A 15,182-nucleotide genomic window follows, 5' to 3' on the forward strand; every position below is an offset into this window, starting at 1 on the left:
GATATTCAGGGCCGGGATAGAGATGGTGGCGACCTCGTTGGGGAGGGTGGGGTTCCAGGGGACCGAGGTGTAGGTGGGGCCAGCAGAGGATGTAGTGGGTTTGGCCTTGGCGAGCTTGATGGCTCGTTGGTGATCCTTCACGGTTAGGCGATGGATCTCGGCTTTCGGGGAGTTGTGGATCCCCTCATAGGTGAGGACTCCCCCGACGATGATGGCGAGGGAGGCACCAAGGGCGAGGACTCTGGTGGTGAGTCCTCGCCCTTGGTGAGTAGTTCGTTGGTGTCTATGCGACCTCATCGGTTGTACCGTAGTTGATTTTTCCCTTGCGCTTGCGCTCGATACCTAGGTAAGCAAGTCCTGCGACGCCAAGGCTTGCAATACCGATGCCAATGGGGAGGGCATTGGTGGTGCTGGTTGGAGCATTCGGGGGACCCGTGACCAGTTTGACTGGGACCGGGGAGGTGGATGAGGACTTGGTGGTGGGTGATGAAGAGTTCGTGGATGAGGACTTGGTGGTGGCCACCGTGATCGTGAGGGTTGCTGGCGCACTGGTAATCGAAGTCCCAGTCAAGGTCTGAGCTCTCGCGGTAGCAACATCGGTCACCTTACCGTTGGTGATGTCGGCGCTTGTCACGGTGTAGGTACCGGTACAGGTGACACTTGCGCCAGCCGCGAGTGACGTGGCTGGGCAAGAGACCGGACCAGCAAGACTCTCTCCAGCGACCGACTGATCATCGACCACAGAGAGGTTGCTTAATGTGGTGTTACCCGTATCGGTCACAACAAAGTCATAGGTAATGCTCTGGCCCACCGTGGTTATGGGGTTCGGAGAACCAGAGGCCTCCGCTTTCACGAGGGAGAGAGACGGGGAACCATCCAAACTCGGGGTGCTAGCACATCCGGGACCGCCACTAATGACAAACTCGCCAGACCAGCCAGAACTCACGACAGCCGTTCCACTAATCGGGGCTGCACCGGGCTCATAGACCAAGTAATGACCGCTCTGACCGTCGAGGCTACTCAAGCCCACTTGAGTTGTGTAGGTCCCAGAACCATTATCGTACTGCCAAGTAATCGTCACATAACCCGGAACGATATCACCAGTTTGCAGGCCATTAAGGATAAACAACCAGTCAGGCGCCGAAGTCCCACCTTCGGATCCCAGGGAACAAGAATTGGGCACCCCATTTGTGATGCCAGCGTTATGAAGGCTCACGGTTCTCGTGCTCCCGGATGTCGTGGCTTGGGTTACAGAGGTCTTTGCAACGTCCTTAGCCTTCCCGTTTGTGTGAGCGCTACTGAGCGCGAACGCAGGCAACCTCGAGCTAGATCCGAAGGAACCTGATCCGAGCGATACGAGACCCACGGACGCACCCACCACAATCACCGCTATCATCGGCTTGACCAACGCACCAGCGATCCTCTGCTCTGTTCGAAAACTCATTCTTCTCTCCTCATCATCGGATCTCGTCCGATTATGGCTACCGGTTGCCTGACACACTCTCGCCACCTCAGAGGACAGAAAGCCTGCATCAGAGGAGGTATAGGTGTATTCAAGCATGTATTTTCACAAGGTGCGGCCATTTTAACAAAAGAATTTAAAGTTTTTCTAGATTGTGACCGATAACGCCACCCCTAGTGTCTCGATGTTGCTAGAACTTGGACCGCGAGTCGGTATGCATCCCCGATTGAGAAGGACTGTCTGGGGACTGGTGCTACTCACTCCGATCAATTTGAGAGTTGAACCCTCTTGCATGCATGCCTGAGGTGTCCTGCATGTCTATCATCCCCATCCAGGGTCTACGTCGCTGTTGAGGTGCACCTCTAGCGATCGGTCGATGCGTGTTGCCCAGTTGGTTCTGTGCTGTCGATGATACGATGCTCATCTGATGTGTCGCAGTGTTCTGGTGTTCGAACCGTGCTGTCCTGTGTCACTTCAACGCTCAACACCACGAACGCCCACCCTTCTCAGGGCGGCCAGACGAATGTTTGGGTCCTGGTGGCCTCGCATCCTGGAGCTCCGATACGATGAGCGATCCTCGTGGCTCAGATAGGTGGCCCACGAGCAGCCGCAGCAGTCAGCCCAGTGCTCTCGTGGGGTCAGTTCCTTCAGGTGTCTCCAGCCTTCAAGGTAGTCGCGACCCATCTATCTGCAACAACCGCCAACCACAGCAATGGAGTTACGCTACAACGAACTCACTCTCGTCGTCAAGAATCCAACCGTCAATACCCGAAAACTGCGCTCAACAGAGTGACGCAACGCCTGAGGCCGAATCGCGGGCGCGAGATCACAATTTTTCTCTCGACATCGACGGTGCTAGCGTTACAAGAGGAGGAACGCCCATGTCGCACGTACCGTATTGGTTTAACACCACCGAACCAGCACCAGACCTCGCACCCGATATCGCCGAGAGGATCGAGGCGGTTCGCGAGAAGTCCGGCTTCCTGCCTAACGTTTTCTCGGCACTCTCGTATTTCCCTGCCGAATTCCGCGCCTTCTTCGATTATCACGATGCCCTCATGGAGGGGGATTCTGGGCTGACCAAGGCAGAACGGGAGATGATCGTCGTCGCAACCTCGGCCACCAACCGTTGCACGTACTGCGTTGTTGCCCATGGTGCGATCTATCGCATTCGCTCCAAGCATCCATACCGATCCGATCAGCTCGCTATTGACTTCGAGCGCGCTGATTTAAGTGATCGCGAGAAAGCCATCCTGCGTTTTGCCCATACGGTATCGCTACATCCCGAAACGGTGACGCCCGAGGACTTCTCCCCGCTCTACGATCTTGGACTTACGGATGACGACATCTGGAGAGTCGGTGCGATCACCTCATTCTTTGCCCTCTCGAATCGGCTCGCAGGCTTCGCGAAGATACTGCCGAACCAGGAGTTCTACCTCATGGGAAGAGATCGACCGCTACCCTAGTCAGCCGACGCTACCAGCCTCAACTAGCCGAGAGACTGAACCAACCGAGAGACTCAGAACTTTGACGACATGAAGCCGTCACACAACACCGCAGGCGAACAATCAGCACGGCCGATCGCGGACGCGCTACCAGCCGTTTCGGTAGCCGGACCCGCGACGATAGGAAGGACGATCGTCATAGCCCGGGTAGTCACAATGTTGCATCATCACGCGACGTCGACGACGTGGGAGGGCAACAAGGAGAAAGACCAGACCAGCCAGGATAAAGAACGGTCCAACCGCTGGGGCAGCGCTCGCCAGAATAAAGAACGCAAAGAAGGCGATCATCACGGAACGAGAGCGCGGCCGTCGTATTGGCTGGGGCGTCTCATCGATAACGGCCGAACGCTTCGGGAACGCATGCTGATAGAGGAACGAATGGTCATAGGGCAGATCCTCGACCAACGTGAGAAGATCTCCATAGTTCACCGTAGTATGAACACGCTCAAGTCGATCGGTGAACTCACTCTGACTTAACCTACCATCTTCGAAACCGCGTCGAAGAAGCGACTCCACGTGCTCTCGATCACTCGCGGAGTTCCGTATGTGCATTGGATCGATGGCCATATACCAACTCTAGCGCATTTCGTCCAAACATTACCGGATTTGGTACAAAGACAACGAGGCACTGCTTCAGTCTCGGATCAGGCCCAGCACCAGCGCCCCATGCCGCTCACACCAGGCGTTGGCCGACCTGTCAACCGTCGTCGCCTCAAACGCGCCTCATCCCAAGAACCCTGCCTCACTGCTGCTCGCGCAAGGCTCTCAAAGTCATGGCAGTGCGTATCACTGTCAGGAGTGACAAACCAGGCCAGGCCCATTGGTGCCGCTACTCGTCGTAGAGCACCATCCCGCGGACGTTCGCACCATCTCGCATGTCGGCATAACCTTGGTTGATCTGATCAAGCGTGTAGGTCCTGGTGACAAGCTCATTGAGTTTCAGATCACCGCGCTGATACCACGACAGGAGACGGGGAATATCCGCGCGCGGATTGGCCGAGCCAAAGAGCGAACCGTGCACACTCTTTTGGTAGAGGGTGAGGTCAAGGAGCGACATCGTCACCTCCGTCTCATAGGCGCTCGCCAGACCCGTGACCACCACGCGTGCGTTCTTGCCCGCAAGGGCCAAGGCATCGGCCATCATGGACCCCTCCACGACGCCTGGTGTCATGATCACCGCGTTTGCCATGTTCCCCCAGGAGATATCGCTGATCATCTCCTTTGCCTCCGCCATGGAGGGAGCATCGTGGGTGGCACCGAATTCGTAGGCTCGGTTTCGTTTCCAGGCGTTGGGGTCGATTGCGACCACCATACCAGCGCCAGCTAGACGAGCACCCTGGACGGCATTCATACCGATGCCGCCGACGCCGACGACCACAACGATATCGCCAGGAGCAACCTTGGCGGTGTAGATCGCAGAACCGACGCCAGTCGTCACACCGCAACCCACGAGGGCCGCAGCCTGTAGTGGGATATCCTCGTGGATCTTGACGACCGATGACTCATGGGCGACAACATAGGGAGCGAAGGTTCCAAGTAGGCAAAACGTGCCAACACCCTGACCACGAGCGGTAATGCGCTGCCCGCCGGCTAGCTCAGACCCCGAGACGAGGTGGGCTCCGAGTACGCACAGGTTTTGATGTCCCGTCGAGCACATGTCACAGACACCACAGGCAGGGATGAAGGAGAGGACCACGTGATCACCCTCGCTGACCGAGGTCACTCCCTCACCGATCGCCTCCACGACGCCTGCACCTTCATGGCCGCCAACGATCGGTAGTGGAGCCGGAAGATCACCGGTAACCAGATGCTCGTCTGAGTGACATAGGCCAGAGGCGACAAGCTTGACACGCACCTCATGCGCGAGCGGATCAGCTAGCTCAACCTCCTCCACGCTCCAATCGGACTTCGGTTCCCATAACACGGCTGCTGGCATCTTCATGCATATCCCCCTTTGAACTGGCCCCAATCCTAGCAAAACAATGCCAGCCCGTGTGATCGGAAAAAGAATCCGTCTGGGTCGACGAAGCCGACAGGTGGCGCTCACTAATCTGGAGAGCACATGCAATCTTTTGTCCACCTTCACACCCATACCGAGTACTCGATGCTCGATGGGGCTGCCAGAATCAACGACGTCCTCGATAAGGCCCAAGAGGACCAGCAACCAGCGATGGCCATCACTGACCATGGCAACATGTACGGGGTTCTCGACTTCTACAAGGGCGCGAGGGCCCGTGGAATCAACCCGATCATCGGGATCGAGGCCTACATGGCAGGCCAGTCCCGTCGGGATCGACCTGCGCGTCGGGGTCGCATCGATGACACCGGTGGCGATGGTGACAGCGGTGAGAAAATGTATTATCACCTCGTCTTGCTTGCCGAAAACAACGTCGGTTACCACAACCTCATCCAACTCTCATCGCGAGCTTTCCTGGAGGGCTACTACTACAAACCCCGCATCGATTGGGAGCTCCTAGAGGAACACCACGAAGGACTGATCGCCACCACGGGGTGCCTCGGTGGCCTGGTACTCCAACAACTGCTCCGCGGTGACACCGATAAGGCGACCGCCATCGCCGGGAGACTCCAGGACATCTTCGGCAAGGAAAGTCTATTTATCGAACTCCAAGATCATGGGCTGGCCGAACAGCAACGCACCAACCCGCTACTCGTCGAGCTCGCTCGGACGATCGGCGCACCCCTCGTCGCCACCAACGATTCCCACTATGTGCATCGAGAGGACCATATGGCCCACGATGCGCTCCTGTGCATCCAAACTGGCGCCACCCTCAACGATGAGAATCGTTTTAAGTTCGATGGGTCAGAGCACTACGTCAAGACAGCCGCGGAGATGCGCGAGCTTTTCCGTGATCTCCCGGAAGCTTGTGACAACACGCTCGCTATTGGGGAACGCTGCAACGTCACGATCGAGTTCGGTGCCCCACAACTACCTGAGATTCCTATCCCCCAGGAGTTCCAAGCCAGCGACTACCATCAGTCCGCCACCATCTATCTGCGTCACCTCACCGAGGCCGGTGCTCACGAACGCTACGGAGCTACGCTCGACGAGCGCACACGCTCGCGCATCGACTACGAACTCGCCGTCATCGCCGAGATGGGCTTCTCGGGTTACTTTCTGGTGGTCTGGGACCTCATCCGTCATGCCGTCGAGTCACACATTCGTGTCGGGCCTGGCCGCGGATCAGCGGCCGGATCGGTCGTCGCCTACTGCCTGCGAATCGTTGACCTCGATCCGATCCGGTACGACTTGCTCTTTGAACGCTTCTTGAATCCAGGCCGGACTCAGATGCCCGACATCGATATGGACTTCGACGAGCGATATCGATCCGAGATGATTCGCTATGCCGGTCGTCGCTACGGTGCCGACCACGTCGCCCAAATCGTCACCTTCTCCACCATCAAAGCACGAGCCGCTGTCCGGGATGCCGCCCGCGTATTGGGTCTCCCGTACGCCGTTGGTGACCGCATCGCCAAAGTCATGCCTCCCCTCGTCATGGGACGTGACACCCCCTTGGCGGCCTGCCTTGAACTCAAGCCAGGTTTCGAGGATGGCTATCAGGCAGCCGCCGAGTTACGGGAGATGGTCGAGACCGATCCTGAGGTCAAGACCGTCGTTGATGTTGCCACAGGACTGGAGGGCCTGCGACGCCAAGATGGCATTCACGCGGCGGCCGTTGTCATTACCAACGAGCCCCTCACGACCTATCTCCCAATCCAACGCAAGCCAGATCCGGGTCAAGACCCATCACTTGCCCCCATGGTCACCCAGTATGAGATGCACGGGGTTGAAGAACTGGGACTACTGAAGATGGACTTCCTCGGACTTCGCACCCTTTCGGTGCTTGACCGCGCCATCGAGCTGATCAAAGAGTCTCGCGGCATTGCCCTCACCCTCGAAGGAATCCCGCTCGATGATGAACCAACTTTTGCAATGCTGCGCGAGGCAGACACCATCGGCGTCTTCCAGCTGGAGGGTACCCCAATGCGGGCCCTCGTTCGCTCGCTCGCGCCAACCCGTTTTGACGACATCGCCGCCCTCACTGCTCTGTATCGACCAGGTCCAATGGCGGCAAATATGCATAACGATTACGCCGACCGCAAGAACGGGCGTAAGCAGATCACCTACCTCCATCCCGATCTCGAAGAACTCCTCTCTGATACCTATGGTCTCATGATCTATCAGGAGTCAGTGATGCGGGTCGCGCAGAAGTTCGCTGGCTATACCCTGGCCGAAGCGGACAATCTCCGCAAAGCCTGTGGCAAGAAGATTCGCGCATTGATCGCCGCCGAACGAGAGAAGTTCGTCAAGGGATGCATCGACACCGGCTACGGCGAGCAGATCGGTACTGAGCTATTCAACATTATCGAACCCTTCGCCGACTACGCCTTCAACAAGTCCCACTCCTATGGCTATGGACTCATCGCCTACCAAACCGCCTACTTAAAGGCCAACTACCCAACCCAGTATTTAGCCGCTCTCTTGACCTCGGTCAAGGACGATAAGGACAAGACCGCCCTCTATCTCGCAGAGGCTAGCGCCCATGGGATCTCAGTCCTCGTCCCCGATATCAACCACTCGATGGCGGACTTTGTCGTGGTGAAGGAGGGTGACAAGGAGGAGATTCTCTTCGGACTTGCCGCCATTCGCAACGTCGGAGAGGGCTTGGTAGCGATGATCGTCTCTGAACGCGAGGCGAATGGCCCCTTCCAGGACTTTGGCGACTTCTGCCTCCGTGTCGACCCAGTGGTACTCAACAAGCGCACGATCGAATCACTTATCAAGGGTGGGGCCTTTGACAGCCTCGGTTACGCGCGCAAGGGGCTCGCTGAGATCCATGAGAGCGTGATTGACCAGGCGCTCGACAAGCGTCGCGAGCGGGATCGAGGCGTCTTCTCGCTCTTCGAAGACCCAACCGACGTAGCCGCAGGGGTCGTCACACTTGAGATTAACCCATCCACCGACGAGTGGCCCAAGGATCTTCTCTTAAAGGCCGAGCGGGAGATGCTCGGTCTCTACGTTAGTTCTCATCCCCTCGCGGGTCTCGATGCACAGTTGGCCAAGATCGCCGCCTTGAAGGTCGCCGAGGTTCTCGAACTAGCCGAGACGGGAGTGAGTCAGGCTGTCACCGTTGTCGGAGTTGCGACGACCCTCACGAAACGTCACACCAAGAAGGGCGAGCTGATGGGGACGATCACCTTAGAGGATCTCCGTGGGGCCATCGAAGTGATGGTCTTTCCAAAGACCATGGCAGAGTTCGGTCAGCTCCTCACCCAAGACACGGTTTTAAAGATTCAGGGACGTCTTGACACCCGAGAGGAACGCCCCAAGATCGCCGCCATGGCCATCGAGGTCGTGGAGCTCACGCAACCCGAGTTTGTCGATGGAGCGGAGGTTGCGACGCTGGTCATGCCTGAGGAGCTCGCTAGTCGTAGTGAACTCGAACGGCTTCGCCAAGTTCTCGAAGCTCACGAAGGTGAACACCCAGTGGTCCTCAAGATCGGCTCGATGCGCTTCCTGGTTGACGGCCTCTCGATCCCCATCGACAACAACCTGATCGGGCACCTGCGAAGTAGCTTTGGCGACCGGGTGGCGTTCGCATGACCACGGATCCATTCCGCGAATCCTGCATATGACTCCTCCTTAGGTGTGCGGTCCACCCACCGCTCCCAGAGTTCGAGTCGGTGACCGACTCGAACTCTGGACCTACCGAGAGCACACTGATGGAGCTGCGAGATCAATCGGTGGGGGTTGTTCTTCGCTGTTGGCGAAACTCGCCATAGTCCAGGTGAGGGTGACCAAGCCCTCGTGCTCGATCGTGGTGTCCGCGTTCTTGTCGCAATCGTGAGCGCTCCCGCACCCGTCTCGTACGCTCGATAACACTAATGCAGCGTGATCCACCTATACCAAGAGCACATCTCAAAGGTTCGTCCGGACACATCTCCGTGACAGGGTCTCGCGCCTGCATCAACGCTACAGAATCGTCAACACTACCGAGGACACCACGATCACCAGACATTCCTCCTGATCGGCACCAGTGCTCGCATAGCTGACGAGGGACTTCATCAACTCGAGGCAAAGGGCTCAGCGGCGATCTCATCCGTCCAATCACCCAGCCAGCGTTCAAAGTCAGCGACTGCCAGTGGCGGCGAAAGTACGAATCCCTGGAGCTCGTCGCAGTTAATACGGGCCACGCTCTCATGCGATACCATGTTCTCAACCCCTTCGACGACGATCCTTAGCCCGAGGTGATGGCCCATTTTGACCATCGAACGGATCACAAATGACTCAGCCCCGAAACCATCCTGGCCCAAAAATGACCGATCGATCTTGACCTCATCGAGTGGGAGGCGTTCAAGGTAGGCCAATGATGAATAGCCAGTGCCAAAGTCGTCCAGGCTGATTCTGACCCCCAAGGCACGTAACTCGGTCAGTACCTGGGTCCCTTTTGCCTCGTCCGACATGATTGCCGATTCCGTGAGCTCCAGCGTCAACTGATCCACCGGTACCCTCGCCTCACCAAGAGCCCTCATCACCCGCTCTGGGAGCGAAGGATCTGCGAGATCTCGAGCCGATACATTCACCGCCATCCCAAGGATCAATCCATGCTCTCTCCAGGTGGCTGCCTGCCGAAGTGCAGTGACGAGCACCCAGGAGGTCAGCTGACGTATGATCCCCGTAGCTTCAGCCAATGGGACAAACTGATCCGGGCCGAGCAATCCAAGGGTGGGGTGTGCCCAACGCACGAGCGCCTCAACACCCACCACCAAACCGGTGTTTAAATCAAGTTTGGGTTGATAATGCAGAAGAAGTTCATTGTTTTGGATCGCCCTCGGCAACTCAAGGAGCAGGCCTGGAACAGTCGACTGCGCCCGATCCACGCTGGCATCGTAGACAACCACGCCAACCGTTGTACGTTTCGCCTCATACATGGCCAGATCGGCTCGATGCAGCAGGGTCTGTGGATCCGCCCCGTGGTCGGGGAAACAGGCGATCCCGACGCTGGCACCGATCCAGATCGAACGGTTCGCAACCAGCAGCGGCTGCTCAAGCGCGGCGACAATCCTCTTGGCTGCCACCCGAGCCCCCGCAACGTCGGCCGATGTGGTGAGTAGAACGACAAACTCATCCCCTCCCAAACGAGCAACCAAGTCCGCCTCGCGCATAACGGAGGTGAGACAGGCTGCTACCTGGCGAAGTAGTTCATCACCCATACGGTGTCCAAGGGTATCGTTGACGTCCTTGAAACGGTTGAGATCCAGCAGCAATACCGCCATCGGCGCTGAGGTCCGCTCAGCGACTGCGATGGCACGCGTGAGATACTCTTCGAACTGAGCACGATTCGCCAATCCGGTCAGGACATCATGAGTAGCTTGGTAGTGATCATGCTCGCGAAGCACGGCATTCTCGACGATAACCGTACTCTCCTGGGCGAGAACGCACACAAGGTCACGATGCCGATGACCGATAGCGCCATGCTCAGCAGGATCCCCGACAACGACGACCCCCACGACTTGGCCATTCAGCCGACTCACCGGGATACACCAGCCAGAAGCAAACCCCAACGAGGTCAGAGCGCACGACAACGTCTCATCGAGAGCCATCTCCTGCAACCGACAGGGTCCAGCAGCATCGCCATCGGTGAGAGCAGAACTCAATAGCTCTCCCTTGAGGGTACCGCCAATCTCGTCGAGGATGGATGGGTCCACCCCAGAACCGGTAACCTCGGCGATGACACCAGTGGCATCAAGCGCGATAGCTACGGTGACCGTGTACCCAAGCGCATTGGTTACCGCCCGTGCAAGTGCTTGAGCAACACCCAGGGTCGAGGTGGCAAGCGACCCCTCAACCACAAATTTGTGGACCGCCTCGGCAATATCAAGGCGGCTATGTTGCTCCTCGATCTGGCTGGCCAGTGCGACAATTCCACCAAGTTGGACGCCAAGTGCCGCCGCAAGACGGACCTGGTCCGGCCTGAAATCACAGGGAACCTGCGAGTCCGCCACCAGCACACCGAGTGGATGTGACGCCTTTCCAACAGGAACGGCCATAATCGAGGCGACACCAAACTGCTCAGCCCACCAAACATCGTCATAGGGAGAGCGAACGATGGGGTTACCTTGCTCCAATACCTCAAGAACAACTGGCGGTGGATGGCTCGCCGCTAGGGTCGTGCGAAACTGATCCCACTGCTCCGGCATCGTCATACCGTCTGCAAAGCGTGACATTCGAGGCACGACTTGGCCGTTCACCACAAGGAATACGCTCACGCGTGTACAACCAATAATCGTCGCCAGCCTTTCACAGGCCAACGCGAGGGCAGGTCCGGTCCGAGTGGTGGTACCGACCATTTCAGCGAGTTGCAGGAAAAGTTCTGTCTGTGCATCAAGCCCTAGGCCGGGGTCCTCTATCGGTTCATCCACCATCATCACCCACCTCGATATGGTCGCGAACTCTGGTACCTGAGAATCTCCGCTACGGCCACCAGAATCGCACACAATTGTGCCATGGAGCCGAGCATATTGTCTCTACTATGCATCGGTCAAGCCCATGATAACCTAAAACTATTCTCGGCTCTCCCAACGTGCAATCCCCCTACTCCACAGGCAACGGATGGTGCGTACCTCACCTGAACCATCCGCAGCCTACGATCGAGAGCATCATGCACTCTTGCGTGAACGGCATTGCATAGAGGCGCGCTAGCGAGCCTCGCGACGTCACAAGTCTCAGAGACCTTCACCGCTCCGGCCACGTCAGGATTCTTCGCTCGATCGTGTGCCAAACTGTTATCGGCTTGGTGCAATCATCCCATCTCAACCCAGCTTGGAATGGCAGTTTCAGCCAATATCCGCCTGTTGGTGTGGACACCGTCGCAGTAGCATCGAGGGTCGATCGGGGTTCCAAATTGTTACCCAGACCGAACAGTACCCCCGCACTTCGATCGCTTCGTCCGATGCTCAGGCGGAGAGGACTGCTCAAGGTGTACTCCACGCACCAGCCGGTGGCGCGAGCTGAGCAGAATCGACGAGTTAACGGCCTGAGCGGTGAGTCGATGAGAAGGGACGGCGATCATGGGAGGAGTGCGATTTGTTGTGGCGATGAACCAGCGGTGCGCTCTCTTGAACGTATCTTCGCGTCACCCATCCTTTCTCCACGACCACTACCGGATACACCGCACTGAAAGGATGTGACAGGTGGGATCACCATCTAGCGTTTTTCTCCGATCCATGATATTTGGTCGTCTCCCAGAAGTGCTGGTCGCATGAGGGACACCAGTGCAGGGAGAGGTCCATATGTTCAATGAACGCATGCTGATCCCATCAGAACCTCGCCGCATCCTCACATCGTTGTATCGTCAGCGAGTGTTGCCCACCCACGCCAACTGCCCGATTACAGGCGGTCTCAGTGCACACAGAGATCAAGACAGCGCTGTCGCCGAGGAAGTGCCGCCATCGGCGTGATCGAACCCTAGTAAGGCCAGACTCCCTTCGGTTCGATGATCAGACGGTCCGCATACTGCCTCGGATTACCACCAACGACGCTGGCCAACCTAGGCTTAGAGCGATGTCAGGATTGATTGCCCTTGTGGGTTCAGGAGAATATCTCCCAGAGATGGCTGCTATCGAACGTCGCCTTCTCAACGGTGGGGATCGCTACGTCCAGATTCCCACCGCCGCTGCACAGGAGAGTGCGGAACGCCTCAACTACTGGATCGAGCTCGGTCGCCAAGCTGCCGTACGCCTTGGTGTCACGCCCGTCACCGTCGCACCGACAACCCGGGAGGAGGCGAACGACCCCGAGCTGGCCAAAGCCCTCGACGATGCCAGCCTCATCTATCTCTCGGGCGGAAACCCAACGTTTCTGGCGGACACCCTCCGTGACACCGTTGTCTGGGAGGCCATCGTCGCAGCCCATGAGCGCGGTGCTTCGATCGCGGGTTGTAGTGCCGGTGCGATGATCATGGGAGCCTGGATCCCCAGCCTTCGGAACCGTGATTCCATGGGCCATCGGGGTTTAGGGCTCCTTCCCCAGCTCAGCATCATCCCTCACTTTGACCGGTTTGTGCCGAAGTTGGGAACCAGCCTTGCCAAGCTCGCCATCCGACCACCGGAGGGCATCGAAGTCGTGGGCATCGACGAGCTCACCGCCCTGGTCGGAACCTCAGCGTCGATGACCGTCATGGGAAAAGGAACAGTGGTATGCCTCAGTGAATCCCCTCCACGTCGGCTCCGCGAAGGCGAGATGCTCGAACTCTGAGCGCTTGCTACAGGGCCGAAAGCGGGCGAGGTCGCACGCCGCTAGCCAGCGACTGGAAGATGAAGGAACCACATCCCCGGTTGGTGCTCCAACAAGCGTCAACCCAAACCGTTCTCCTGCCAAAACGCTGCCAATCGCAGGAGTTGAGCGTCCCCAAATCGTCCACCCACCACTAGTGACTCGCCTCCTTCTGGTATCAGCCACGGGAGGTTGGCAGCCTCGAGCAGCTCTGCAACGATTTGGATCTCCCGTTCGCCACCGCCAGCAGGACCGAGTACGACCACCATCGCATCAACCTTGGTCAACCACCGATCGAGTTCGGTCACAAACAACAACGCGTCAGCCGCACCGATATACCCGTCGGGCTGATCGACCTCATTTCCTTCCAGAATCGGCTGCACAAACGGCGTATCCCGTACATCTTCAAGGCAAATCCCCAGCGCCAGAAGCTGCGATCGAAGGAGCTGTGCATTGGCTCTGCTCCCTGGATCTCCTGCGATCTCCAGCACACCAAGTCGATCAGGACGCCTCGGTGCCATCGCGAAGCTGAGCAAACTCTTGGGTTGCGAGTGGGGGAGATAGCGAGGGTCACCGCTCACCCCTCGCGCTCGCAGTCGATCGAGCAGGAAGGCCTGCTCTGGCACGCTCGCTGCGAGAAAGCTGATCGCACGCTGACCCAGCGCTGGGCTAAGAGCCGGTGTCAGCCCTAGGGTGGGGCGAAAAGAGGCCACTCCATGTCGAGCCCGCCACCACATTCCAAGAAGATCCCCTGCCACAAGTGAGGCCTTGATCGCGCCAGAGAGGTGGCTTTGTAGCAAGGGATCCTGACTCCATAATCGGTCGTTCGCACCACCTTGATCGCGCGCTGTACCCATCTTCGCAGACGGTTCATCAAGGAGGACGGACCCCACCACGAGTGCCCCTTCCTTCGCGAGTGCCGAGACCGCGGTACCTGGTGCAACTGCGAAGGCATTTCTTGCCCCCGGATCACCGTCAGCTTGCCACGCCCGATCATCAACGATGATCGGCACCCCTGCCAGCGCTGGCATCCAGGAACCTGGAGGATACGCACGGTCAAACTCGACCGCCTCAACCGCAACCTGTTCAATCCTTGATCGCCCGAACACCACGCCATCCAAGGCCCCAAGAGTGGTGCTGAGCACCTCGCTGGCACTCAACTCGCCACGCTGGCGCGCTTCGATCAGGTGAAAAAGTGGCTGACGTTCAGACGGGAAGAGGGACGGAACCGTCGGCAAGTTGCTCGGCCATCACCCAACCGAAGACGATCAGTGCCTGACCCTCTTCAGGTGCACAACACTCAAAGACCTCCTGGTAGGGAGTCTCGACGGGATCCCCCAGACGATAGGCGACATAACCATACTGTTCACCATCGCTGACCGCTAACGAACTGCGGTCATCGAGCCCATGGTCAAGACCAAAACGCTTCGCAAGTCGGCGCGACCACGCCCGCTCCTCACCCGTTGGGCGGTGCCCAGGACGGGGCACGACGTCAGAGAGGCCATTGAAGATCTCATAACCATTCGGAGAGATCAACTTGACTCCGACCAGTACGTCCTCGTCTGGAAAGGCAAGGAGTGCCCGCGAATACGCCTCGTGAAGAAGCGCTGCGAGCAGTTCCCGCTCTCGGTCCTTTGGTTGTGTGACGATGAGGTTGATCAGAATGCATGGAGTGCCCCCAATGCGCTCCAACGTAAACATCATTCCCCCCAGAAGGGAATCCCCCTCTCGTGCGAGTGACGACAGCACCCATTCCTCTCTCTGCTTCGAGAGGAAACCGGCGCTGAAGGCTGCACCCTGCAGATCACTGACGGCAGCGAACTCTTCGAGCTCGGCATCGTCGAGTGCGTCACAATCCTTTGTAGTCAGTTCGATTGCCATCAAACACGCTCCCTTTGGATCGGCTGGGAACAAGTCTAGT

Annotated in this window: 10 protein-coding genes; 3 read left to right on the forward strand and 7 right to left on the reverse strand. The window is 58.0% G+C overall.

The features are described from left to right. Positions 1-297, reverse strand: a 297-nt coding sequence (locus tag M7439_RS02090; protein ID WP_298347787.1) for a hypothetical protein, incomplete at its 3' end; no start/stop codon positions are given. Continuing rightward, a complete protein-coding gene (locus tag M7439_RS02095) occupies positions 284-1,444 on the reverse strand; it encodes a hypothetical protein (protein ID WP_298347788.1) in 1,161 nt (386 codons plus the stop codon). The genes M7439_RS02090 and M7439_RS02095, both read right to left, overlap by 14 nt. Positions 1,445-2,343: 899 nt before the next feature. Here M7439_RS02095 and M7439_RS02100 point away from each other — a divergent pair. Then, the gene (locus M7439_RS02100; RefSeq protein ID WP_298347790.1) at positions 2,344-2,928 is read left to right on the forward strand and encodes a peroxidase-related enzyme; all 585 of its coding nucleotides are present in this window, start codon (positions 2,344-2,346) and stop codon (positions 2,926-2,928) included. A 126-nt stretch (positions 2,929-3,054) separates the two neighbouring features. Here the strand turns inward: M7439_RS02100 and M7439_RS02105 are convergent, their stop codons facing one another. Beyond that, positions 3,055-3,534, reverse strand: a complete 480-nt coding sequence (locus M7439_RS02105) for a DUF1707 domain-containing protein (RefSeq protein ID WP_298347792.1) — start codon at positions 3,532-3,534, stop codon at positions 3,055-3,057. A 262-nt stretch (positions 3,535-3,796) separates the two neighbouring features. After that, entirely contained in the window at positions 3,797-4,909 is a 1,113-nt protein-coding gene (locus M7439_RS02110; protein WP_298347794.1) for an NDMA-dependent alcohol dehydrogenase, read from the reverse strand. A gap of 120 nt (positions 4,910-5,029) precedes the next feature. Between M7439_RS02110 and dnaE the strand changes: the two genes are divergently transcribed. After that, a complete protein-coding gene (gene dnaE, locus M7439_RS02115) occupies positions 5,030-8,590 on the forward strand; it encodes a DNA polymerase III subunit alpha (RefSeq protein ID WP_298347795.1) in 3,561 nt (1,186 codons plus the stop codon). 461 nt (positions 8,591-9,051) lie between these two features. Here dnaE and M7439_RS02120 read toward each other — a convergent pair whose 3' ends face one another. Next, positions 9,052-11,415: an EAL domain-containing protein gene (locus M7439_RS02120; protein ID WP_298347797.1), complete on the reverse strand. Its 2,364-nt coding sequence runs from the start codon at positions 11,413-11,415 to the stop codon at positions 9,052-9,054. A gap of 1,135 nt (positions 11,416-12,550) precedes the next feature. Between M7439_RS02120 and M7439_RS02125 the strand changes: the two genes are divergently transcribed. Beyond that, complete coding sequence (locus M7439_RS02125) at positions 12,551-13,243, forward strand: Type 1 glutamine amidotransferase-like domain-containing protein (RefSeq protein ID WP_298347799.1); 693 nt, start codon at positions 12,551-12,553, stop codon at positions 13,241-13,243. Positions 13,244-13,341: 98 nt separating this feature from the next. On the opposite strand, the gene M7439_RS02130 is transcribed toward M7439_RS02125, so the two are convergent. Together M7439_RS02130 and M7439_RS02135 are read right to left on the reverse strand one after the other, a co-directional pair. Further along, complete coding sequence (locus M7439_RS02130; RefSeq protein WP_298347800.1) at positions 13,342-14,499, reverse strand: hypothetical protein; 1,158 nt, start codon at positions 14,497-14,499, stop codon at positions 13,342-13,344. Further along, positions 14,468-15,182: hypothetical protein (locus M7439_RS02135; protein WP_298347801.1), on the reverse strand; the 715-nt coding region annotated here is incomplete at its 5' end. The genes M7439_RS02135 and M7439_RS02130, both read right to left, overlap by 32 nt.

The sequence above is a fragment of the Ferrimicrobium sp. genome (assembly GCF_027319265.1).
Taxonomy (GTDB): Bacteria; Actinomycetota; Acidimicrobiia; order Acidimicrobiales; family Acidimicrobiaceae; genus Ferrimicrobium.